General features: G+C 70.3%; 21 protein-coding genes. 12 read left to right on the top strand and 9 right to left on the bottom strand.

Translation table 11 applies throughout. The features are described from left to right. Positions 1 to 40 precede the first annotated feature (40 nt). From arcC to caldi_RS11265, 3 genes are read left to right on the top strand one after another with little or no spacing between them, the layout of a single operon-like run. The gene (gene arcC, locus caldi_RS11275; protein ID WP_264841866.1) at positions 41 to 985 is read left to right on the top strand and encodes a carbamate kinase; all 945 of its coding nucleotides are present in this window, start codon (positions 41 to 43) and stop codon (positions 983 to 985) included. 21 nt (positions 986 to 1,006) lie between these two features. After that, the gene (argF, locus tag caldi_RS11270; RefSeq protein ID WP_264841865.1) at positions 1,007 to 1,945 is read left to right on the top strand and encodes an ornithine carbamoyltransferase; all 939 of its coding nucleotides are present in this window, start codon (positions 1,007 to 1,009) and stop codon (positions 1,943 to 1,945) included. A gap of 37 nt (positions 1,946 to 1,982) precedes the next feature. Next, positions 1,983 to 3,371, top strand: coding sequence for a cyclic 2,3-diphosphoglycerate synthase (locus caldi_RS11265; RefSeq protein WP_264841864.1), 1,389 nt, complete (start codon positions 1,983 to 1,985; stop codon positions 3,369 to 3,371). Here the strand turns inward: caldi_RS11265 and caldi_RS11260 are convergent. From caldi_RS11260 to caldi_RS11240, 5 genes are all read right to left on the bottom strand, one after another. Beyond that, a complete protein-coding gene (locus caldi_RS11260; RefSeq protein ID WP_264841863.1) occupies positions 3,368 to 3,838 on the bottom strand; it encodes a rhodanese-like domain-containing protein in 471 nt (156 codons plus the stop codon). The two genes, caldi_RS11265 and caldi_RS11260, sit on opposite strands and share 4 nt — an antisense overlap. Before the next feature lie 4 nt (positions 3,839 to 3,842). Beyond that, positions 3,843 to 4,994: a multicopper oxidase family protein gene (locus tag caldi_RS11255; RefSeq protein WP_264841862.1), complete on the bottom strand. Its 1,152-nt coding sequence runs from the start codon at positions 4,992 to 4,994 to the stop codon at positions 3,843 to 3,845. Between the two features lie 152 nt (positions 4,995 to 5,146). Then, entirely contained in the window at positions 5,147 to 5,677 is a 531-nt protein-coding gene (locus tag caldi_RS11250) for a hypothetical protein (RefSeq protein ID WP_264841861.1), read from the bottom strand. After that, positions 5,674 to 6,162, bottom strand: a complete 489-nt coding sequence (locus tag caldi_RS11245; protein WP_264841860.1) for a hypothetical protein — start codon at positions 6,160 to 6,162, stop codon at positions 5,674 to 5,676. The genes caldi_RS11250 and caldi_RS11245 overlap by 4 nt, the downstream gene beginning before the upstream one ends. 105 nt (positions 6,163 to 6,267) lie before the next feature. Beyond that, complete coding sequence (locus tag caldi_RS11240; protein ID WP_264844786.1) at positions 6,268 to 6,579, bottom strand: rhodanese-like domain-containing protein; 312 nt, start codon at positions 6,577 to 6,579, stop codon at positions 6,268 to 6,270. Positions 6,580 to 7,092: 513 nt separating this feature from the next. Here caldi_RS11240 and caldi_RS11235 point away from each other — a divergent pair. The 8 genes from caldi_RS11235 to caldi_RS11200 all read left to right on the top strand — a co-directional run bounded on the left by caldi_RS11235 (position 7,093) and on the right by caldi_RS11200 (position 17,259). After that, the gene (locus caldi_RS11235; protein WP_264841859.1) at positions 7,093 to 7,461 is read left to right on the top strand and encodes an ArsR/SmtB family transcription factor; all 369 of its coding nucleotides are present in this window, start codon (positions 7,093 to 7,095) and stop codon (positions 7,459 to 7,461) included. Continuing rightward, positions 7,462 to 9,708, top strand: a complete 2,247-nt coding sequence (locus tag caldi_RS11230; protein WP_264841858.1) for a heavy metal translocating P-type ATPase — start codon at positions 7,462 to 7,464, stop codon at positions 9,706 to 9,708. It begins immediately after the preceding gene. Positions 9,709 to 10,778: 1,070 nt separating this feature from the next. Further along, a complete protein-coding gene (locus caldi_RS11225) occupies positions 10,779 to 10,985 on the top strand; it encodes a hypothetical protein (RefSeq protein ID WP_264841857.1) in 207 nt (68 codons plus the stop codon). 20 nt (positions 10,986 to 11,005) lie between these two features. Next, on the top strand, positions 11,006 to 11,707 hold the full coding sequence (locus tag caldi_RS11220; protein ID WP_264841856.1) for a copper resistance CopC family protein: 702 nt from the start codon (positions 11,006 to 11,008) through the stop codon (positions 11,705 to 11,707). A 14-nt stretch (positions 11,708 to 11,721) separates the two neighbouring features. Further along, positions 11,722 to 14,097 (top strand): CopD family protein, encoded by a 2,376-nt coding sequence (locus tag caldi_RS11215; RefSeq protein WP_264841855.1) that lies wholly within the window; start codon positions 11,722 to 11,724, stop codon positions 14,095 to 14,097. A gap of 308 nt (positions 14,098 to 14,405) precedes the next feature. After that, entirely contained in the window at positions 14,406 to 14,594 is a 189-nt protein-coding gene (locus caldi_RS11210; protein WP_264841854.1) for a YHS domain-containing protein, read from the top strand. A gap of 3 nt (positions 14,595 to 14,597) precedes the next feature. Continuing rightward, positions 14,598 to 14,996: a cupredoxin domain-containing protein gene (locus caldi_RS11205; RefSeq protein ID WP_264841853.1), complete on the top strand. Its 399-nt coding sequence runs from the start codon at positions 14,598 to 14,600 to the stop codon at positions 14,994 to 14,996. Then, on the top strand, positions 14,986 to 17,259 hold the full coding sequence (locus caldi_RS11200; RefSeq protein WP_264841852.1) for a heavy metal translocating P-type ATPase: 2,274 nt from the start codon (positions 14,986 to 14,988) through the stop codon (positions 17,257 to 17,259). Before caldi_RS11205 ends, caldi_RS11200 begins: the two co-directional genes overlap by 11 nt. Before the next feature lie 7 nt (positions 17,260 to 17,266). Here the strand turns inward: caldi_RS11200 and caldi_RS11195 are convergent, their stop codons facing one another. Continuing rightward, positions 17,267 to 18,100 carry a hypothetical protein gene (locus caldi_RS11195; protein ID WP_264841851.1) on the bottom strand — a complete coding sequence of 278 codons (834 nt, stop codon included), beginning with the start codon at positions 18,098 to 18,100 and terminating at the stop codon, positions 17,267 to 17,269. 372 nt (positions 18,101 to 18,472) lie between these two features. Between caldi_RS11195 and caldi_RS11190 the strand changes: the two genes are divergently transcribed. After that, entirely contained in the window at positions 18,473 to 19,021 is a 549-nt protein-coding gene (locus caldi_RS11190; protein ID WP_264841850.1) for a cupredoxin domain-containing protein, read from the top strand. Positions 19,022 to 19,101: 80 nt separating this feature from the next. On the opposite strand, the gene caldi_RS11185 is transcribed toward caldi_RS11190, so the two are convergent. From caldi_RS11185 to caldi_RS11180, 3 genes are read right to left on the bottom strand one after another with little or no spacing between them, the layout of a single operon-like run. Next, a complete protein-coding gene (locus caldi_RS11185) occupies positions 19,102 to 20,316 on the bottom strand; it encodes a M23 family metallopeptidase (protein WP_264841849.1) in 1,215 nt (404 codons plus the stop codon). After that, positions 20,313 to 20,777, bottom strand: a complete 465-nt coding sequence (locus caldi_RS17650) for a DUF2933 domain-containing protein (protein ID WP_319951825.1) — start codon at positions 20,775 to 20,777, stop codon at positions 20,313 to 20,315. Before caldi_RS17650 ends, caldi_RS11185 begins: the two co-directional genes overlap by 4 nt. Then, positions 20,777 to 21,538 (bottom strand): Crp/Fnr family transcriptional regulator, encoded by a 762-nt coding sequence (locus tag caldi_RS11180; RefSeq protein ID WP_264841848.1) that lies wholly within the window; start codon positions 21,536 to 21,538, stop codon positions 20,777 to 20,779. The genes caldi_RS17650 and caldi_RS11180 overlap by 1 nt, the downstream gene beginning before the upstream one ends. Positions 21,539 to 21,650 lie beyond the last annotated feature (112 nt).

The raw sequence follows: 21,650 nt of genomic DNA, 5'->3' as shown, positions 1-21,650 counted from the left end.
GATGCCCGTACCCTGGGGGCAGGGAAAGGACGGTATGGGCATGGCCCTTCTCGTGGTCGCCCTGGGCGGGAACGCGCTCCTCCGTGCCGGCGAGCGAGGCACGGCGGCCGAGCAGGCTCGCCACCTGGACGAGGTGGCCCCGGCCCTGGCGGCCCTCGTCCTGGGTGGGCACCGCCTCGTGCTCACCCACGGCAACGGCCCTCAGGTCGGGAACCTCCTCATCCAGCAGGAAGAGGCGGTGCGCCTGGTGCCGCCCATGCCGCTGGACGTGTGCGGGGCCGAGACCCAGGGGCTCATCGGTTACCTGATCCAGAGCCGCCTCTGGGGGGCGCTGCGGGCGGCTGGCAGCGATGTGCCGGTGGTCACCGTGGTGACCCAGGTCCTCGTCAGCGAGACCGACCCGGCCTTCAGGAACCCGACGAAGCCGGTAGGCCCCTTCTTCAGCCCGGAGCGGGCCCGCGGGTTCATGGTGGAGCGGAACTGGCTCATGCGGGAGGACGCGGGCCGGGGCTGGCGGCGGATCGTTCCCTCCCCCGAACCCCTGCGCATCCTGGAACTGGACGCCGTGCGGGCGCTGGTGGAAGCCGGCGCGGTCGTGGTGTGCGCCGGAGGCGGCGGTGTGCCGGTGTGCGAGCGCCAGGGGCGGCTCGAGGGCTGCGAGGCAGTCATCGACAAGGACCTGGCCTCCGCGCTCCTGGCCGCCGACCTGGGTGCGGACCGGCTGGTGATCCTCACGGACGTGGAGCGGGTGGCCATCCGCTACGGCCGCCCCGACGAGGAGCGCCTCGACCGGGTGCCGGTCAGCCGTCTCCGACGTTTTCAGGCCGAGGGACACTTCCCGCCCGGGTCGATGGGCCCCAAGGTCGAGGCGGCCTGCCGCTTCGTGGAGCGCACGGGGCGCGAGGCGGTCATCGGTCACCTGGACGACGCTGCCCGGGCGGCGGAAGGGGTTGCCGGGACCGTGGTGGTACCAGAAGAAGAGTGACCGAGCGAAGGAGGGGACACGATGGCCGTCTCGCTGAAGGGACGGGACTTTCTCACCATCCACGACTGGACGCGGGAAGAGCTGACCCAGGTCCTGGACACCGCCGACCTCCTCAAGCTGCGCCAGAAGGCCGGCCTCCGGGACCGGCCGCTCGAGGGCCGCTCCGTGGGGCTCATCTTCACCAAGCCGTCCACCCGCACCCGGGTCTCCTTCGAGGTCGGCGTCTACCAGCTCGGCGCGCAGCCGATCTACCTCTCTGGCGCCGACATGCAGCTGCGCCGGGGCGAGACGCTGGCCGACACCGCCCGGACGCTCTCCCGCTACCTGGACGGCATCATGATCCGTACATTTGCTCATGCTGACGTGGAGGAGCTGGCGAGGTACGCCGACATCCCGGTGATCAACGGACTCACGGACTGGCAGCACCCCTGCCAGGTCATGGGGGACCTGATGACGATCCGCGAGAAGCGGGGCCGGCTCGACGGCATCCACCTGGCCTACGTCGGGGCCGGCAACAACATGGCGCACTCGCTCCTGGAGGGCGGCGCGAAGTTCGGCATGCGGGTGACCGTGGCCTACCCGCCGGAATACCCGCCCGATCCCGTGGTGGTGGAGCGGGCGAAGGCCGACGCCGCCCGGAGCGGCGGCAGCGTCGAGCTCTTCCCGGGCGACCCCGAGGCGGCCGTGGCCGGGGCCGACGTCGTCTACACCGACGTCTGGGCGTCGATGGGCGAGGAGGCGCAGGCGGAGGAGCGGGCCCGCCGCATGCAGGCGTTCCGGGTCACGCCAGCCCTGATGGCCCGGGCGAAGCCCGACGCCCTCTTCATGCACTGCCTGCCCGCGCACCGGGGCGAGGAGGTCGTGGACGAGGTCATCGACGGCCCGTGGAGCGTGGTCTGGGACGAGGCGGAGAACCGCCTGCACGTCCAGAAGGCCATCATGGCGCTGGTCATCGCGTGAGATCTGCGCCCCCAGCGCAGCCGGAGGGGGAGGTTCCGTGGCGAGGACGCGTGTCCTGATCCTCGGCGCAGCCGGCCGGGACTTCCACAACTTCAACGTCTACTTCCGGGACAACCCCGCGTACGAGGTCGTGGGGTTCACGGCCACGCAGATCCCGGACATCGCCGGGCGCTCGTACCCGGCCCGGCTGGCGGGTGCCCTGTACCCGGACGGGATCCCGATCTACGACGAGGCGGACATGGAGCGGCTCATCCGGGACCTGCGGGTCGACCAGGTCGTCTTCGCGTACTCGGACGTCTCCCACGAGTACGTGATGCACCGCGCCTCGGCGGCGATGGCGGCCGGCGCCGACTTCCGCCTCATGGGCCCCGGCACGACCATGCTGCGATCGGCTCGCCCCGTGGTCGCCGTCTGCGCGGTGCGCACCGGCGCCGGGAAGAGCCAGACGACCCGGGCGGTCGTCCGGGCCCTGCGCGCCCAGGGGCGCCGGGTGGTCGCGATCCGGCACCCGATGCCGTACGGCGACATCGCCTCCCAGGCCGTCCAGCGGTTCGCCGCGTACGAGGACCTCGACCGGCACCGCTGCACCATCGAGGAGCGGGAGGAGTACGAGCCCCACATCGCCATGGGCGCGGTGATCTACTCGGGGGTCGACTACGCCGAGATCCTGCGCCAGGCCGAGGCGGAGGCCGACGTGATCGTCTGGGACGGCGGGAACAACGACTTCCCGTTCATCCGGCCGGACGTCCTCATCACGGTGGCCGACCCCCTGCGCGCCGGCCACGAGCGCACCTTCCACCCCGGCGAGACGAACCTGCGCATGGCGGACGTGGTGGTGATCAACAAGATCGACTCCGCGGCCCCCGAGTCGGTCGAGGCGGTGCGGCAGAGCGTCCGTGAGCTCAACCCCCGGGCCGAGGTGGTCGACGCCGCCTCGCCCATCACCGTGTCCGATCCGGAACAGATCCGGGGGCGGCGGGTCCTGGTGATCGAGGACGGGCCCACCCTCACCCACGGCGGCATGGCCTACGGCGCCGGCTACGTGGCGGCGCGCCGGTTCGGGGCGGCGGAGATCGTCGATCCCCGGCCCCACGCGGTGGGGAGCATCGCCGAGACGTTCCGCCGCTACCCCCAGACCACCGACGTGCTCCCGGCGATGGGGTACGGCGAGCGGCAGCTGCGGGAGCTCGAGGCGACCATCCAGGCCACGCCCTGCGATGTCGTCGTCAGCGGGACACCGATCGACCTTGGCCGGGTGATCCGGGCCGACAAGCCGATCGTCCGGGTGACGTACGAGCTGCAGGAGATCGGCCGGCCGACCCTCGCGGAGATCCTCGCCCGCCGGCTGCCGGCAGCGGGCCGGGACGGCGCGGCGCCCGTGCCCCCGGCCGCCGCGGAGAAGGCCGGGGTGCGGCCGGGGTCCTAGGGCGCCGCCGCCGACTTTCTCGCCCAGTCCTCGAGCGGCAGGCCTGCCCTGTTCCAGGCCAGCATCCCGCCCGCCAGGTGGGACACGTTCCGGTACCCCATCCGGATGAGGGTCTGCCCGGCGATCTCGCTCATCCGCCCGCTCATGCAGTAGAGAACGATCGGGGCACTGCGGTCCTGTGGAAGGCGAGAGGCCTGCTGCTCCAGCTGGTCATACGGGATCTCCAGGTCCGTGCCCGGGATGCGGCCCTCATAGGGTACGTGCACGTTGACCAGCAGGAAGTCCTTCGACCGGAGCCTCGCCTCGAGTTCGGCGGGGCTCAGGTTTTCGAGCGCGGCAGGGGCCGGCGAAGGCGCGGCGCCCGGCGTGTTCGGTGCGCCCGGCCCGCGGGCCCTCCACCACACCCCCGCCGCCAGCACCGCGACCAGGACGGCTCCGACGACCAGCGACCGGGACCGCCGGTTCATACGTTCAGCTCCCCATGTCCATGCCCTTCATGTCGGGCATGGGCGCGTTCTGCATCCCATCGCTGCTCCTCGGCTGCACGCCCGCGCCGGTGCTTCCCTGGGCCGGGGGCGCTGCCGGCTGGTCCAGGCCCACCGGTTGGAACCCCTCGTACTGGATCACCTGGATGAGGCCGCCCGGCGCCGTCTCGCCGTTCATCGTGTGATGGAGCTCGTGGCAGTGGAAGACCCAGAAGCCCGGGTTGTCGGCGATGAAGTCGATCTCGTACGTCTTGCCCGGTTCGACGTCGAGCGTGTTCACGATCTGAGGCTGAGGGAGCGGGTGGCCGTCGACGGCGATGATCCGGAAGTCGTGCCCGTGCAGGTGCATCGGGTGCGCCAGGTTGCTGATGTTGATGAGCCGCAGGCGGACCCGGTCGCCCTTCTTAACCCGGATCGGCTCGGTGTCCGGGAACGACTTGCCGTTGATGGTCCAGTAGTTGTAGCTCATCGTCATGTCCGCCGCGTCATCCATGTCCGGCATGCCCACGATCCAGCCGCTGAGCATCAGGGTGCGGTCGACGTCGTACCTGGGCTCGTTCCGGGGGTTTTGCGGGTCGATGATGAACGCCCCGTACAGGCCCCGGTCGATCTGCTCGATCTCGTTCGCCAGGCTGTGGGAGTGGTACATGAACGTCCCGGCGTGGTTGGCGGTGAACTCGTACGTGTACTCGCCGCCCGGCGGGATCGGGAGCTGGTTGCCGGGTGCCACCCCGTCCTGGTCGTACGGGACGTGCAGGCCGTGCCAGTGGATCGAGGTGACCTCGTCGAGCCTGTTCTTCACCGTGATCCGAACGGTGTCGCCCTCCGTGACCCGGATCGTCGGGCCGGGCACCGTGCCGTTGACGGTGATGGCGTCCACGGTCGTGCCCTTCACCAGTTCCCACTTGCCCCGCTCGATCGTGAGCGTGAACTCCCGGACGTTGCCCGTCGGCTTGATCTCGGTGGCTTCCTGAAGGGGGGGCAGGCTGCGCAGTGCGCGGACCGTGAGCGGGGTATCCGCCGGTGCGCTCTCCGGCCGCGTCGTTACGGCCTGTACCACACCGTACCCGGCAGTCAGCAGTGCAAGGGCGCCGAGGACGAGGGCGGTCCAACGGCGAGTCGAAGACGGAGCGCCCATCCGCACCTTCCTCCTCAAGGCACTACGAGCTTCGGGCCACAGTGTACTTTGAGGATGTGAAAGTATGATGAAGACATTTCGAAGGAAGTATGATGCCCCGGGCTCAGGCCTGTACCAGAGAGGCCCGGGCCCGGGGCGGACACGCCGCGGGTTCACGCTGCCCCGTGCTTCAAGCGGCGGATGAGGCGCAGCATCACGACGATGCCCACGACGTTCGTCGCCACCCCCAGCAGCATCAGGGGCGTCCGGTACGTGTTGAGGAACACGGCAGCGCCGGAGAGCCCGACCAGGGGCAGGACGTCCGTCACGTGGTGGGCGCAGCAGGCGAGCATGGACACGGTGGAAGTGCCCGTCCCTGCACCGGCGAGGGCGGTTGCGGAGCGGTCCACGTGTCGGGCATGCATTCCCGTACGGACGTAGGTGAAGAGGCCCACCTGCACGCCGAACCCGGCGACGATGAGCGCCACCAGGTACCAGTCCCCGAGGAGCAGTTCCACCGCGTGCGCCCACCCCTGGGCCAGGGTGACGATCCCGAGATAGAGCCCCACCAGGCCTGCGGCAGCGAGGAGGCCTGCCAGGGTGGGCAGACCCCAGACCCGCCACGGGTCCCGACCCGACGTAGCGCCCGCGGAACAGCAGGCCATCGCCTGCGCGCCCGCCGCGCCCCCGACCTGCGCGCTCATGGCCGCACCTCCCACTTGAACACCCGTTCCGGCACGCCGGCGATGTCGCGGATCACCAGTTCGACGGTCCCGATGCCTGGCCGCAGCACCGGTGCACCGTCCACCCGGGCGGGGAACCGGAGGATGCCGCCCCGGTGATGGCCGCCGCCTCCGGACTCCGACCAGGACTCCGGCTTCACTTCCCGCCCGCCGGCCCGGAGTACGGCGAGATCCTCGAGCCTGTACTCATCCAGGTTCACGGAGTGCGTGTCGAGCTCGACCTCGAACCGTGGTCCTTCCCCGGTGGCGCCGGGGTTTGCCCACGTGACCTTCACGGTCACGTTGCCTCCCTCGTTGGCCTGGCTGAGGGGCGCTGTGACCCGGGGTGGGGACGTGCCCGCCGCTTGCGCCGTGCCGGAAGCCCGGGGCGCCGCGCAGCCGGCCGCGATGGCTCCGGCCAGGACGAGGCCACCGACCACCGTCCACCTCAGCGTCCTGCGCTCCACGTGCCATCCCCTCCCGGACCCGTCTTCTGCACGTGAAACATAGCGCAGACTTGTGGCGGCGTGTTGGAGAGGTTGTGGAGGTTTCGCGCATCCGCTGTCCCGCCGTCACTCCAGGCCGGTGGCGGTCGGGCCGCCGATCTCGTTCCAGGAGAGCATACCACCGGCAAAGTTGACCACCTTGTGATAGCCCCGGGCCCGCAGGAACTGGCAGGCGATGGCGCTGCGGTTGCCGCTCCGGCAGACCAGGATGGCCAGGCGAGTCGGGTCGATCTCGCGCATCCGGGCCGGGAGCTGCCCCAGGGGGAGCAGCATGGCCCCGGGGATGTGCTGCTGGGCGAACTCGACGGGCTCCCGCACGTCGATGAGCTGCATGTCGTGCCGCTGTGCCAGCAAGCGGCGCAGCTCCTGGGCAGTCACTTGGGTACAGGCGCCAGTCACCGGGCCAGCCACGTGAGAGGTCCCTCCCGTCTCTCGATACCGCTGAGGGTACTGCGACCACCGTACAGGGCTGCACCCGTGCCCGTCAAACGGCCCGGCGGGTAGCAGGAAGACGCCCCGTAGCGCCTTGCGGCACCGCAGCGCGAGTCTTGCACGCCAACTTCCGCTAGGGAAAAATCAAAACCCAGAAGTTGCGTTTCGACCGCAACCGTGCCTGGTCCCCCTTCCCGGCCTCCTCCGAACGGAACACTTCCCCACCCGGCACTTGCGGCGCGGTTCGAGATCGCAACGCTCCGGACTCGCATGTCCCGCGACCAGACGGTCCAAGCCTGGGATGCCAGGCTATGCGGCTCAATCTGCAACCGGCAAACCGAGCGTTCTCGGGTAGGGCGATTGCTGGGTTCCGGCATCTTCGCCCCTGGGTTGACGACGGGAGTCTGGTAGGCTAGAGTACGATTAAACAACTGTAGAACCGTTTGTGGGGTCGGTGGGATGAGCACTCTGGAGGAAGGCCGTACTCGCGACGTGTGCGGGGATCCGGAGCCCCGGGGCGATCGCGTGCAGCAGCTCCGTGAACGCATCCTCGAGGTAGCGGGGCTCTCCGAACTGTTTCGCGTCCTGGCAGACGAGACGCGTGCGAAGATCCTGTACCTCCTGGCACAGGAGGAGCTTTGCGTTCACACCCTGGCCGAGATCCTCGACCTGACGCTGCCCGCGATCTCCCACCACCTGCGTCTCCTGAAGATCATGCGGCTCGTCAGGTACCGGCGGGACGGCAAACACGTCTACTACACGCTGGCGGACGAGCATGTGCTGCGCCTGATCCAGGTCGCACAGGACCACTACGAGGAGGAACGCTGAGTGGCGCGTGAGAAACTGGAGACTTACGTGCTCGAGGGACTGGACTGCGCCAGCTGTGTGGCTCGGATCGAGGACGCCCTCCGCCGGGAGGGCGTTGAGGACGTGAGTGTCAGCTTTGCGACGGGCCGGATTCTGTTACCCCCGGATCAGGTGGAAAGGGCGCAGTCCATCATCGACCGGGTGGAGCCCGGCGTAGCCATCGTCCGCGGCCACACCCGCAGCGAGGCGGACGCGGAGGCGGCTACCCCCACGCACCATCCCGAGCAGGTCCGCGCCCGCGGCCAGGAAGAGGATGAGGTTGTCCGCGGACGGCGGCTTGTCGAGCTTGTCGCATCCGGTCTCCTGTTCGCCGTGGGTATCGCCTTCAACCGGGTGCTGCACGCGACCCCCTACGCCGTGGCGGAATACGCGACGCTCCTCATGGCGTACCTTTTGGCCGGGCGGCGGGTGATCCGGGCCGCGGTCGTGAACGCACGACGTGGACAGCTCTTCGACGAGAACTTCCTCATGACCATCGCTACCCTCGGCGCCATTGCCATCCATGAGCTGCCGGAGGCCGTGGCGGTCATGCTGTTCTTCTCGGTCGGCGAGTTTTTCCAGGCTCTGGCAGTCGCCCGCTCCCGGCGTTCGATCCGCGCACTCATGGAGATCCGGCCGGACTATGCGAACGTCCGGCGCGGCGGTGAGACCCGGCGGGTGTCCCCCGAGACCGTGGGGGCGGGAGAGGAGATCGTGGTCCGGCCGGGTGAACGGATTCCCCTGGACGGCGAGATCGTCGAGGGATCGTCCTTCGTCGACACCTCGGCCCTCACCGGGGAATCGGTGCCGCGCCCGGTCGGGATCGGCGACAACGTGCTGGCCGGGATGGTCAACACACGTGGCCTGCTGGTCGTGCGGGTGACCCGGCCGTTTGCGGAGTCCTCCGTAGCAAAGATCCTTGCGCTGGTGGAAGAGGCGGCCGCGCGCAAGGCCCCGACGGAGCGCTTCATCACGACGTTCTCCCGATACTACACGCCCGCAGTGGTGCTGGGAGCGCTGGCCCTGGCCGTGATCCCACCGCTCGTGGTCCCGGGGGCGCAGTTCGGCGACTGGCTCCGCCGGGCGCTGGTACTCCTGGTCATCTCGTGCCCCTGCGCCCTGGTGGTCTCGATCCCGCTCGGCTACTTCGGCGGGATCGGCGGCGCTTCGCGGCGCGGGGTACTGGTCAAGGGGGGCAACTACCTCGACGCCCTGGCGAAGCTGGACACCGTGGTGTGGGACAAGACGGGGACGTTGACCCGGGGGGTGTTCCGGGTCGTGGAGGTCACCTCCTTCGGCGGGTACTCCCGGGACCAGGTGCTGGAACTGGCGGCGCACGCGGAGACGTTCTCGAACCACCCCATCGCCGCCCCGATTCTGGAGGCCTACGGGCGTCCGGTGAACACGACGGCCGTCTCGGACTACGAGGAAGTCGCCGGGCACGGGGTGCGGGCCCGGGTCGGCGGCCGGCTGGTCCTGGCCGGCAACGAACGGCTGATGCGCCGCGAGGGCGTGCCGTACGAAGGCACGGATCGGGTGGGAACGATCGTCCACCTGGCCGTGGACGGGCGACCGGCGGGCCGCATCGTCATCGCGGACGAGCCGAAGCCCGACGCCGCCGAGGCCATTCGTGCGCTTCGGGGGCTGGGCGTGCGCCGGCAGGTGATGCTGACCGGGGACGACCGCACGGTGGCCGGCCGCGTGGCGCAGTCACTGGGCCTGGACGAGGTGTACGCCAACCTCCTGCCGGAGGAGAAGGTGGCGGCCGTGGAGCGCATCGACAGGGAGCGCCGGGAGCGCGGGGGTCGCCGGCGCGGTGCCCTCGCGTTCGTCGGCGACGGCATCAACGACGCGCCGGTGCTGACCCGTGCCGACGTCGGCGTCGCCATGGGCGGACTGGGCTCCGATGCGGCGATCGAAGCGGCCGACGTGGTCATCATGGACGACTCACCCTTGCGCCTGGCCGATGCCGTCACCCTTGCCCGGGCCACCCGGCGGGTCATCCTGCAGAACGTCGCTTTCGCGCTCGGGGTGAAGGCTGTGTTCGTCCGGCTCGGGGCCGCCGGGGTGGCGAACATGTGGGAGGCGGTGTTCGCGGACGTGGGGGTGTCGCTGCTCGCGATTCTGAACGCGACCCGCATCCTGCGGGTGAGCGGCCGGGGTGGGTCCGAGGGCAACCTGCGGAAAGACCGGCTCGCCGGTGCCGCGGCCCCCGCCGGGCCGGCATGAACGCCAGGCCGTCTGCTGCCGTACGCGGAGGGAGATGATGTGCTGGAAGAGCTGCGCCAGATCCGCGAGCTACTCGGGCGCCTCCGCCAGGACCCGGTGGCCTGGATCGCGGCGCTGGTCTGCCCCGATCACCTGATTCCGATCCTGATCATTCTGGCGGCCGGAGGGTTCGTCCCGCTGGTCGGAATCGATCGGTACCGGGTTCCGCTTCTCGCCGCCAGCTCGGTGGTGTTCGTGGCGATCGCACTGTGGCCCCTCTGGCGGCAGTTGCGGCAGTCACGACAAGGTACGGAAGGGAGTCGTCGCATGCCGGTTTGGGCTGTTCTTGTCACCGGCGCAATCGGCCTGCTCGTGTCGTCGCTCGGGTGGCGAGCGGTGGCGCGGCGCCGGTCGCTGCGCTGTCCCGCCTGGCTGTCACGGTGCTGGGCGAGATCCCTGACCGGGGCGCTGCCCTACGCGAGCTGCAGAGGGTCCTGCGACCGGGAGGCGTGCTGTCGTTCACGGAGATCGCGCTCGATCCGCACTACCAGTCGCGACGAACCCTGGACAGGTTGTGTCGGGAGGCCGGTTTTGAGCCGGCGGGCGCTCACGGGGCGTGGTTCGTCTTCACAGCCAACTGCGTCCGGGTATAAGAGGGCGGTGGGCCCGGCGACGCCGGCGCGCATGCCTCCCGCCGGTTGAACACACCACCGCGAGCGGGAAGTAGTGAGGGCGGTGACCGAGCAGCGCATGGTTCGCCCGGCGCGGGGAAATGAGTCGATCGGCCTATTAACGCCCGTCGGGCCGGTGGCTACACTTCTGTTCAGCGAATGTTTCTGACCGAGAGCGATCGATTCGGCGGCTTGGGGTGCATGCAAGACCCCGTGCTCCGGGTGCCGTCGGGCGCTGTCTGGCCCTGTTCTGCTGAGGTGGTGTCCGTGCAGCAGAAGTGCAGCAGGCGGTCGTCCACCCCGGGAATACCGATGCGTGTAGCGATCGCTCTGGCTCTCCTGGCGCTCCTTGTCGGGTGTGGGCGCCGACCGCAGGCGACCCTTGACGCGGCGGTCGACGTACGCGGGAGCCAGGCGACCGTGACGGTGAAGGTGACCGGTCTAAGCCTGGGTAAGGACAGCCATTCCCATCTGAGCCTGGACGGCGGCCCCGAAGTCATGCAATACAGCCCCTCTTACACGTTCCGGAATCTACCGCCGGGCCGGCACGTCGTGCGCGTGTGGATCACGGACATGGAGCACCGGCCCATCGGACTGGAAAAGAGCCTCACGTTCGAGATTCGATGATGCGAAGGGACGGCGACCCGATGTTGGCGAAGTGCTCGGTGCTGGGACCCCGCCCCAGGCTGGTCTCGACCCTCGTTGCCGTTGCGCTCTTCACTGCCGTCCTGGCTTCCGTGACCGCGTTCGGGGTCGAGGCGCACTCCGCGCTCGTCGCGGCCACACCGGCCGACGGAGCCCAGGTCGAGGGCGGCCCCGGGACAGTGCGAGCCGTTTTCAACGAGTCGCTCCAGGCCGGTGCGAGCCGCCTGGAGGTCGTGGACCAACAGGGGAAGCGAGTCGCTGAGGGATCGGCGAGTCAGGGTCCCCAGATCGAGGTGTCGGTGGGCGACCTGCCACCGGGTCAGTACACCGTCCGCTGGGCGGTGGTGTCGGCAGACGGGCATGCGGTCAAGGGTTCCTGGCGGTTCACGGTCTTGGCCCCAAGAGCCGGTACGAATCCCGATGCAGGTGTGGGGCCGGTGCCGGCGGCGGGGTCCACCGCGCAGGCCAGCCAGCCGGCCGCGGAGGCGAGTGGGCAGGCGGCAACCGGGGCGTCCGACGCGCGGCCGTCCGCTCGGACCGGACAGGTGGCCACGGGAGGTACGCCGGCAACCGGTGAACGCGTGACCCGTCCCCTGGAGCGGGAGGCGGCTCGCACACCGAACCTGACGCGCGGCGCGATGGTCGCGGCGGGCGTGGTGGTCCTGGGACTGGCCGCTGTGGCCTTCGTGGTGCGCCGGCACTGATTCGGAGGGTTCCGGTGGAAACGTGGGCGCTCGGTCTGGCACGAGGGCTCAGCCTCCTCGGGGCCTCGGGTCTCTTTGGCCTGGTGCTGTTCGAAGGGGTCCTGGCCGGCCGGCCGGGACCAGCGGCGGCACATCCCGCCGGATCCGCCGGGGGGCGGAATCGGGCCGGGACCGCCTTGCTCGGGCTCTCCCTCCTGGTGCTGGCGGCAGGGCTGCTCTGGCTCCTGGTGCAGCTCCAGGTTCTCGGCACGGCCCTTCTCGGGCCTGTGAGCCAGGCGTTGATCACGACCGCTGGCTTTGGCCGGCAGTGGCTTCTTCGCCAGGGTCTCGCCGGAGCGGCCGTTCTGGCGGTGACGCTCGGCCTGCGGGCGTCGCCGGGGGCAGCGGCCGGTGCGGAGCAGTGGGGGCAAGGCCGTTGGGGCCTGGCGGTGGTGGTGGCGGCGAGCCTTCTCATGGCACATGTCCTGTCGGGACACGCCGTCGCGGACGTTGCGCCGGTCTTGCCGGTCGTGGCAGATTCCCTGCACCTCCTGGCCGCAGGCGTCTGGTTTGGCGGTCTTCTCGGCCTTTCCACCGCGCTCCGGGTCGGGGCTCCGGAGGACGTGGCCCGGCGCTTCTCCCGGCTGGCCGCGGCAGCCGTCGCGGTGCTCATCGCCAGTGGGCTAATTCAGGCTGTGCTCCGGATCGCGGGCGTTGCCGGCCTTCGCGCGACACCCTACGGCCAGGTCCTGCTCTTCAAGCTGAGCGCACTGGCCGCAGCGCTCATTCTTGCGGCGCGGAACCAGTTCGACGTCCGGGCGGGACGGAATGGCATCGTACTCGCCCGACGGGTAGCATGGGAGAGCGCGTTCGTGGGAGCTGTGGTGACCCTGGGCGGGGTGATGGCATCGCTGCCGCCCGGCCAGCTGGGCCAGCTCTTCACGAAGCAGGAACAGACCGTCTCCACCCCGGACGGCCCATGGAAGCTGGAACTCTGGCCGGCGGGGCCGGGCCGGGTCTTCTTGCGCGTCTACCCACCCCGCGAGCGGTTCTCCGGGGCGCCGCGCCCGGCACGGCCCAGGGGCCGGGGGCCGGAGGAGACGGAGTTCCGGGCCCGCTTCGTGATGCAGGACATGACCATGCCTGCCCGCGGTTTTGCTCTACGGTCCGATGGCGCCGGAGGGCTGGAGGGCGGTGGCCCGGTCCTGACCATGCCCGGGACATGGGAGGTTCGGGTGTACCGCCTGGCCCCTGGCGGGCCGAAGGTCTGGACACGGGCCACGTTCCAGGCGGAGCCGCAGCGGGAGAAACAGCCACCTCAAGGGTTGAAGGGGCTCGGCTTCACGTGGGAACGCGTCCTCCGCGCGGATGTCTTCGACCTTTACGCCGACCCGTCGGGGGGTCTCTGGGCCGCAGGGCGCGACGGCCTCCGGTTCAGTTCCGACGGCCGCACCTGGAGTGAGATGTCCGGACTTCCTGCTCCGGTCTATGCGGTCGCGCGGGTCGGCGGCCGCCTGGTCGCTGCCACCGCGCGAGGGCTCTACGAGCAACGAGAGCCTTCGGTTGCCGGCGAGTCCGGGTGGGTACGCGTCAACCTGCCCGATCAGGAGGGTGCCGTCTTCGGCCTGGCGGGGGGCGACGCGACCGGGTATGCTCTCGACCCCGGAGCCCTGTACCGGTTCCGCCCGGGTCCGGCCGGATGGCACGTGGAGCGCCAGGTGGTTCCCGACCACCCGGAGCCCGATCCGATCAGCCGCCTGTTTGCAGACCCTCGGGATCCGCAGCACCTCTGGGTGCCGCGGCATGAATCCTTCCAGGAAACCCCGGACGGGGGCCGGACCTTTCACCGCATTCGACCTGCCGCAGGTGGGGTAGAACTGCTCGATATCCAGGCGGTCCTCCGCAACCCGTACCGTCCGGGTGAGGTCTGGATGGCAGCGATGGTGGGGGGCATCGCGGTATCCCCCGACGGGGGGCGAACCTGGCAGTTGCGGAACGCCGGACTGCCGGAAACAGCCATGATGGCCCTCGCGCCAGGGAACGTTCCCGGTAGTTGGTATGCCGGCACCATGTACCACGGTGTCGCTTTCACCGATGACGACGGCCGCACCTGGCGGTCCATCGGGCTCACGAACGCGTCCGTGCGGGACGTCGCGGTCCTCAGGGAAGGGGCTGTCCTCGTTGCCACCCAGGGCATGGGACTGTTCCGGGGTCTCCCCGAACCGCCGCAGGCCGGCCCCCGACCCCTCGGACCGGTGGCCGCGGTCGTGTGGGCGGGCGCGTGGGGGGCGGCGGTGTTTCCCGTGTTCCGGGGCGTACGACGCCGCTGGGGGCCTGGTTGGGCCGGCCTGTGGGCGGTGCTGGCGGTTGCGAGCGCCGCCATCCTGCCTCTCGCCGTACGCATGCGGTAGATCACCGCCCCGTTCCGGTCCGACGAGGGACACCAGGTGGCTCATCCGTACGGTGTGATGCGCTGGGCTGTTGGGAACGAACCGGGTCATCCCTTTGTCCTGGTCGATGCCAGTGGCCAGGTGCGGTGGCTCCGGGACTACGACGCGCCCGAGAACGGTGGCCTGATGACCGCCGGAACTGTACCAGGCCCGGACGAAGAACGGCCATGAGGTCCATGGGTGTCTGGGAGGAAAACCCGGGGAAAGCAGGGAACCATCCTGTTCAGGTGCCCTACGGGGGCATCCTATGAGCTGGAGGTGAACGGCACATGGCCAAGGACCCCGTCTGCGGCATGGAGGTCGAGCCGGCGAAGGCGGCGGCGACCAGCGAACACCAGGGACAGACGTACTACTTCTGTTCCCCGATGTGCAAGACCAAGTTCGAGCAGAATCCCGGCAAGTACCTGGGGAAGGAGGAAGGTGGCCACGGCCAGCGCGGCCACGGTCACCGCGCATAGCGAATGAAGGCCGTCTGGGCGACCATCTGGATCACGATCTACACGCTGTTTCTCGCCTGGTTCTTCTTTGGCCCGCGTGCCGGCGCCCGGGCCCGGAGCCAGCCGGGAGGAGTGCAGGAGATCGACGTGACGGTCCAGGGCGGGTACTCCCCGCCACGGATCGTGGTGCGCCAGGGGGTTCCGGTCCGCCTGCGGTTCCGGCGCCTGGACACGTCCAGCTGCGCCGAGCGGGTGATCTTTCCGGATTTCAACGTCTCTCGGGTGCTACCGGTGGGCGAGGTGACCACCGTCGAGTTCACCCCGGACCGTGACGGTACGTTCACGTTCACCTGTGGGATGGGGATGTACCGCGGCACCCTCGTGGTCGAAGCGGGCGGAGGGGGTGGTAGCCATGCCCACTGAGCGCGCCGCTCCCCGCGGACCCGAGACCCGTCACGCCCGGATCCCCCTGCAGGGCCTCCGCTGTGCCTCCTGCGCCCATCGAGTGGAGGCGGTCGCCGAGGCCGTCCCTGGCGTGGTCAACGTGGCCGTGAACGCGGCGAAAAGTGAGCTGGCCGTGGAGTTCGTGCCGGCCGTGACCAGCCCGGCGAAGGTGGCGGAGGCCGTGGCCGAGGCGGGTCCCTACCGTCCCGGCGAGCCCCGGGAGATCGAGGGCGCGGCCGGCGAGCTCGACCGGGAGCAGGAAGCCCGCAGGGCCGAGATCGCCGACCTCAGACGCCGGACGGCCGTGGGCGCCGTGCTCACGCTGCCGGTCGTCGTCGGTGCCATGAGTGAGTACTTCGGATTTCACGTCCCGGTGCTCCGTAACCCCTGGCTCCAGGCCGTCCTGACCACGCCGATCCTGTTCTGGGCCGGCAGCAGTTTCCTGGTCGGCGCCTGGCACGCGTTCCGGGTGCGCACGGCGGACATGAACGCCCTGATCGCCGTGGGCACGCTGGCCGCGTACCTGTACAGCCTCGCAGCGCTCCTCTTCCCCGGCTGGTTCCGGGCGGCCGGCGTGGAGCCGCAGCTCTACTTCGAGGCCACGGCGGTCATCACGACGCTCATCATCCTTGGGCGTCTCCTCGAGGCCATCGCGAAGGGATCCACCTCCGAGGCCATCCGCAAGCTCATGGGCCTCCAGGCCCGCACCGCCCGCGTCATCCGGGAGGGGCGGGAGATCGAGATCCCCATTCAGGACATCGTGCCTGGCGATGTCATGGTGGTCCGCCCCGGTGAGAAGATTCCCACCGACGGCGAGGTCGTGGAAGGGCGCTCGGCGGTCGACGAGTCGATGCTCACCGGCGAGAGCCTTCCCGTCGACAAGGCCCCGGGGGACACCGTGATCGGCGCCACCGTGAACACCACAGGCAGCCTGAAGGTCCGCGCCACCCGGGTGGGCAAGGACACGGTCCTGCAGCAGATCATCCGCATGGTCGAAGAGGCGCAGGGGTCCAAGGCGCCCATCCAGCGCCTGGTCGACCGCGTCACCGGGTACTTCGTCCCCGCCGTGTTCTGGGTGGCCGGCGTCTCGTTCATCCTGTGGTACCTGTACGGGCCTGAGCCGTCCATCAACCGGGCGCTCATCAACTTCGTCGCCGTGCTCATCATCGCGTGTCCGTGCGCGCTGGGGCTGGCCACGCCCACGTCCATCATGATCGGCACCGGCAAGGGGGCGGAGGCCGGCATCCTCATCCGCAGCGGCACGGCGCTCGAGATGGCCCAGCGCCTTCAGGCCATCGTCCTGGACAAGACAGGGACGCTCACGCGGGGGGAACCCTCCCTGACCGATGTGGCGCCCGCGCCGGGGGTTGATCCCGACGAACTGCTGCGCCTGGCCGCCGGGGCCGAGGCACCCTCGGAGCACCCTCTTGCCCAGGCCGTGGTCCGGGGCGCTCGCGACCGGGGGCTGGAAGTGCCATCCGCCGAAGGGTTCACGGCGATCCCCGGGCACGGCGTCTCGGCGCGTGTGAGCGGCCGGGCGGTGGCCATCGGCAACCGCCGGCTCATGGACGAACTGGAGCTCGACCCCGGCGACCTGCCGGCCCGGGCGGAGGCGCTGGCGGACGAGGGCAAGACGCCCTTCTACGTGGCCGTCGACGGCCGGGTGTCGGGCCTCATCGCCGTCGCGGACACCGTGAAGGAGACCTCCGCCGAAGCCGTGCAGCGGCTCCAGCACATGGGGCTCGAGGTGGTCATGCTCACCGGCGACAACCGCCGCACGGCGGAGGCCGTCGCCCGCCGGCTGGGCATCCGGCGCGTGCTGGCGGAGGTCCTGCCCGGGGACAAGGCGGAAACCATCCGCAAGCTCCAGGGCGAGGGCAAGATCGTCGCCATGGTGGGCGACGGCATCAACGACGCGCCCGCCCTGGCCCAGGCCGATGTGGGCATCGCGATCGGCACCGGCACGGACGTGGCGATGGCGGCCGCCGACATCACGCTCATGAGCGGCGACCTCCTCGGCGTCCCCCGGGCGATCGCCCTGTCCCGCGCCACCATGCGCAACGTCCGGCAGAACCTGTTCTTCGCCTTCGTCTACAACGTCATCGGCATCCCGGTCGCCGCCGCCGGGCTCCTGAGCCCGATCGTCGCCGGCGCTGCGATGGCGCTGAGTTCGGTTTCCGTGGTCCTCAACGCCGGCCGGCTGCGGGGCCTTCGGCTCTCCGGGGCTCTGCCGGGCCACTGAACGGGGCTCAGGACCACCGGATCGGCGGGACGAGTCCGGGGAAGCGGAAGATCAGCGCCAACCCGAACCACTGTCCGACCACCGCGGACACGAGGGCCGCCGGCATGAAGATCGCATCCGGCATCGTCCGCCACCACAGGCGCGCGAGCAGGATGCTCCCGGGGATGGCGAGGGCGCCCGCCGCCCAGGCGAGGAGGAACGCCCCGGCGGGCGCCGGCCAGGAGCCGCCGGACTGGAGCCAGGCGAGTCCGGCGTCCCCCAGCGCCAGCAGGTTCACGAGCACGCCGAAGCCCCCGACCTCGGCCACCCCCCGGGCCGGGCCCCCGGGGACCTCGGCGGGGAGGCCGGCCGTGAGGGCCATGAGCGAGAGGTTCGTCAGGGCGCCCGGGAGGGCCACCGTCCCGGCGAAGATGGACATCGGGATGACCATCCGCCAGGCCGGCTGGAGGTCGCGCAGGGCCAGCAGGTTCGAGAGCGCCACCGCCGCCAGCCCGGCGCCCACCGCCCACACGCCGAGGCGGCGGCGGCGCAGCGCCGGCGACCAGCCGACCCACGTCTTCGCCCACCGCCAGCTGAGCCAGGCGAAGGGCAGCATCAGCGCCATGGAGACGAGCACCCAGCGCGGCGGCAGGCTGTGCAAGTGCCCGTTCAGAAGGAAAGGGCTGAGAAGCCCCGTGGTCGCCAGCGGGGGGACGACCCGGCCGGACAGCCGGCGCCCGTACAGGGGGTGGTCGCGGATCAGGCCGACCTCGGTGTCGGCCACTGCCACCGTCAGCGCGATGCCCACCGCCCAGTGTGTGATCAGGGCGTAGGTGGCGCCGGCGTATGGGCCGAGGTGCATGTCCATCCCTCCGTGCGGGTCTTCCCGACGCTCTCGGCAGCACCGGGCCCGGCCGCTCCGGGTAGGCGGCCGGGCCTGGCTGGGCGGGGCCCGTGGCCGGAAGGGTGACCGGTGTCTGGGCCGGCCGGCCGCCGGCAGGAGGGCGAGGGCCACCCGGGCGCCCACAACACTTCTAAGGAATTGGACGTCGACCGGTCGATTCCCCCTTGACCTTCACCGGCCCACCAGTGGCCCGGCGGGTTGTCCGAGGGCCCAGGCGGCGCGTGTTCATGAAATCAACAAATGCCGTCCACATCGTTCGCACACCCCATGGGGTATCCTGAGGGAGCAGGACAGACAACAGCGAGACGCAGCCGAACAGGGGGATGTGTGATGCGACGTGGACCGTGGTGGGTCGTGTTGGTCGCGCTGGCGGCCCTCGGGGCGGCCGGGGCGGTCGCTCTCAGCGGCGTGGCCGGGGCTACGGGCTGGGGGCCCGGATACGGCCGGTGGGGCTTCATGGGCGGCTGGGGGCGCGGCGGGCCGCCGGGCTTCGGCTGGATGAGGGGGATGCGCGGCGCCATGTGGGGCAGGTACGGCCCTTGGGCTCCGGCCAGCGCCGATTCGGTTCCGGCCGCGCCTGCGAGCCCTGGCGCCGAGAGGGCCGAGGTCACGGCGAGGATCGTCGAATGGAAGATCGAGCCGGCGACGGTCCGGGTGCAAGCGGGGAGGCGGTTGGTGCTCACGGTCCGGAACGACGGGACCGTTCCGCACAACTTTGCGATCCCGGACCTGGGCGTGCGCCTGGTGGACATCGCCCCCGGAGGCAGTCGCACCGTGGAACTGAACGCCGACGAACCCGGTACGTACGAATTCTTCTGCGACATCCCCGGGCACGCCCAGCTCGGGCAACGAGGGACGCTGGAAATCGGAGAAGCATGATGAGCTCATACGCGAACGGCACCCTGGAGCCTCGATCCCGGACGGGGTCGCGACCTCCCGGGTGCCTGTGTTTCGTGAGCTCAGGGCAGCCAGGCGAAGGGGTTGAGCGGCTCCTCGCCTCGGTAGACGCCGAAATCCAGGTGTGGTCCGGTCGACACCCCGGTGCTGCCGCTCAGGGCGATCTCCTGGCCGGCGTCGACGCGGACTCCGGGCTGCACGAGAATGGCTTGCAGGTGTGAGTAGCGCGTCACGATGCCGTTTCCGTGGTCGATCTTGACCGTGCGGCCCCACCCGCCCAGCCAGCCGGAGTACACGACCGTGCCGGCGGCGACGGCCCGGACCGGCGTTCCGACGGGCACCGCGATGTCCACGCCGTCATGGAAGGACCGCCGGCGCGTCACGGGATTGATCCGCCACCCGAAGCCGCTGGTGATGCGGCCCCGGAGGGGCCACAGGCCGAACTTGCCCGCTGCGTCCTGTCCCTGTGCCTGGGGCGCAGTCGATCCTGCCGGCTCACCCGGCCCGGGCTGGCTGCCGCCCGGACGCGGGGCCCGGGCCGGACGCGGGGTGGCCGGCGCCTGGGGCCCCGGCGGGGGAAGCGGCCGTGCGCCGGGGATCAGGAGCCATTCGCCCACGCCCACGGCACCCGGTTCCACGTCCGGGTTGGCCTCGACGATGTCGTTCGTGCTGACCCCGTACCGGCGGGCGAGGTCCCACATCGTGTCGCCCTCTGCGACCCGGTGCAGCACCCCGTCCCGGGCGGGGACGCGCAGTTCCTGGCCGACCTGCAGGCGATCCGGGCTCGAGAGGGTGTTGGCCCACAGGATGGTTTCCGACCGGACACCGAACCGGGCGGCGATCTCGCTCAGCGTGTCTCCGGGCTGTACCCGGTAGGTGCGGATCTTGGGCGGCGGCTCCTCCGGAGGGGGGTTTCGCGCCGGCATGCGTTCAGCGAGAAGGCTGCTACGCGCCGGTTCGGGGAAGCGCGGCCGCAAGGGTGGGTTCATGCCTGCGCCGTGCGCCTGCTCCGTTTCCGTCGCGACCACGCCGGCTGATGCAGGATTGCCCGCCCTGGCCGGTTCACGGGACGCAGAAGCGGCTACCGCGCCCCGGTCGGCAACCGGATTGGCGGTGACCGGCTCGCTGTCCTCCCCTTTTCCGCCGCCCACGGCCACCCCGCCCCAGATGGCAAGGCTGGTGAGCGCGGCAGCAGCCACGAGGAGCACGAACCGCCTCCGCACGGGCCGCCGGACCCGGCGGGCTGCCCACGGGTTTGGCGTCCGCCACTGCATCATGCGGGCCCGTCCTCGTCGCGCCGGGCTGCCGTGCCCCCGTTCCCGTGACCTCCGTGTCCATGGCCGCCGTGCCCCATGAACAGGTGCATGAGCGGGCAGAGAAGGAGCAGCCCCAGGTACAGAAGGCTCGACCGACCGTTGCCGGACAGAAGCCAGAAGAGAGTGACAATAGCCGCGGCGCCGCCCGCCCAGAGCGCCCAGGATCGCCAGGGCGCCCGCCGGTTCCGTGCCGGACTCGCGTGGCCATGGCGAGCCTCGTGGTGATGACCGTTCCCTGTTACCGGGTGCTCGGGAACCACGCCTGCCACCTCCAGCGACCATGTTCGGCGGATGGGGGCGGGCGCGCCGCCAACCTCGACGGGAGATGGGGATGCGTCAGCCCCTGCGAGCCATTCTAGGTGGCAGGTGTGTAGTTTTTGTGAAGGGGTAGTGGAGGTATTGCGATTTCGTACCGGCGGCATCATCGGCGCCTTGTCCCGCACCCTGGTGTGACGTTGCCCGGCTCCGGCTCAGCCGAACCCCGGGTGAACCGCACCAGTCGAAGAACATCAGGGACGGCGATGCGCCGGCGACCGGTCTGGACGAGGCCCAAGCCACGCAGATGCGACAGGGCGCGGGAGACCACCTCCCGGGACGTTCCGACGAGCGCGGCCAGGTCCCCGTGTGTCAACCGCAGCTCCACGGGCCCCGCCCGAGTCACCGTTGCCGCCACCTCTGTGGCATTCCCCGGGTTCTCGCACAGTTCGGACAGGACCCAGGCCACCCGCTGCTCTGTACCCTCGAGGGAAAGCAGCGTCAGCTGGCGAGACATGCGCCGGCAGCAACGGCAGAGCTCTTTGACGATGGCACGCCCGAAAGGAGTGGCCCTCTCGACGCTCTGGCGGGCAACGTCGGCGGGGATGGCCACGCACTGCGAATCGCAGCGCGCACGCACGGAGGCCGGGGCGGGCCGGCCATCCACGATTGCCAAGGGGCATACGAGTTCGCCGGGACCCGCCACTCGCTCTCGTACCTCCCGCCCTGCGAGGGAAGAACGGTAACAGTAGACGGTCCCCTGGATGACGAGAAAGATGGCGTTGACTTCGTCGGCCTCGGCAAACAGGTGGCTGCCCTCTGCCAGGTTCACGACGTAGGCCTGGTGGGACAACTGCTCGCGCTCGAAAGGTTCGAAGATACTCAGGTCGATTACAGTGGCTAACTCGCTGGGTTCCTGCCGTGCCACTGTCCCAACCTCCATATTCCTTGAGGTCTCACGGTGACTCCAGTTACTGTGACACGGTCAGTATTCCTCTACCATGTATAGTATCAGCCTTTCGATTTCGTCGCACGCACGG

The organism is Caldinitratiruptor microaerophilus, from assembly GCF_025999835.1.
GTDB lineage: Bacteria > Bacillota > Sulfobacillia > Symbiobacteriales > ZC4RG38 > Caldinitratiruptor > Caldinitratiruptor microaerophilus.
This window is presented reverse-complemented; position numbering and strand designations above follow the sequence as displayed.

Bases quoted from the DNA above. Each gene is read 5' to 3' on its own strand.
- arcC (WP_264841866.1), top strand. From the start codon at position 41: ATGGCCCTTCTCGTGGTCGCCCTGGGCGGGAACGCGCTCCTCCGTGCC.
- argF (WP_264841865.1), top strand. From the start codon at position 1,007: ATGGCCGTCTCGCTGAAGGGACGGGACTTTCTCACCATCCACGACTGG.
- caldi_RS11260 (WP_264841863.1), bottom strand. From the start codon at position 3,838: ATGAACCGGCGGTCCCGGTCGCTGGTCGTCGGAGCCGTCCTGGTCGCG.
- caldi_RS11255 (WP_264841862.1), bottom strand. From the start codon at position 4,994: ATGGGCGCTCCGTCTTCGACTCGCCGTTGGACCGCCCTCGTCCTCGGC.
- caldi_RS11250 (WP_264841861.1), bottom strand. From the start codon at position 5,677: ATGAGCGCGCAGGTCGGGGGCGCGGCGGGCGCGCAGGCGATGGCCTGC.
- caldi_RS11235 (WP_264841859.1), top strand. From the start codon at position 7,093: ATGAGCACTCTGGAGGAAGGCCGTACTCGCGACGTGTGCGGGGATCCG.
- caldi_RS11220 (WP_264841856.1), top strand. From the start codon at position 11,006: ATGTTGGCGAAGTGCTCGGTGCTGGGACCCCGCCCCAGGCTGGTCTCG.
- caldi_RS11210 (WP_264841854.1), top strand. From the start codon at position 14,406: ATGGCCAAGGACCCCGTCTGCGGCATGGAGGTCGAGCCGGCGAAGGCG.
- caldi_RS11205 (WP_264841853.1), top strand. From the start codon at position 14,598: ATGAAGGCCGTCTGGGCGACCATCTGGATCACGATCTACACGCTGTTT.
- caldi_RS11200 (WP_264841852.1), top strand. From the start codon at position 14,986: ATGCCCACTGAGCGCGCCGCTCCCCGCGGACCCGAGACCCGTCACGCC.
- caldi_RS11195 (WP_264841851.1), bottom strand. From the start codon at position 18,100: ATGCACCTCGGCCCATACGCCGGCGCCACCTACGCCCTGATCACACAC.
- caldi_RS11190 (WP_264841850.1), top strand. From the start codon at position 18,473: ATGCGACGTGGACCGTGGTGGGTCGTGTTGGTCGCGCTGGCGGCCCTC.
- caldi_RS11185 (WP_264841849.1), bottom strand. From the start codon at position 20,316: ATGATGCAGTGGCGGACGCCAAACCCGTGGGCAGCCCGCCGGGTCCGG.
- caldi_RS17650 (WP_319951825.1), bottom strand. From the start codon at position 20,777: ATGCCGCCGGTACGAAATCGCAATACCTCCACTACCCCTTCACAAAAA.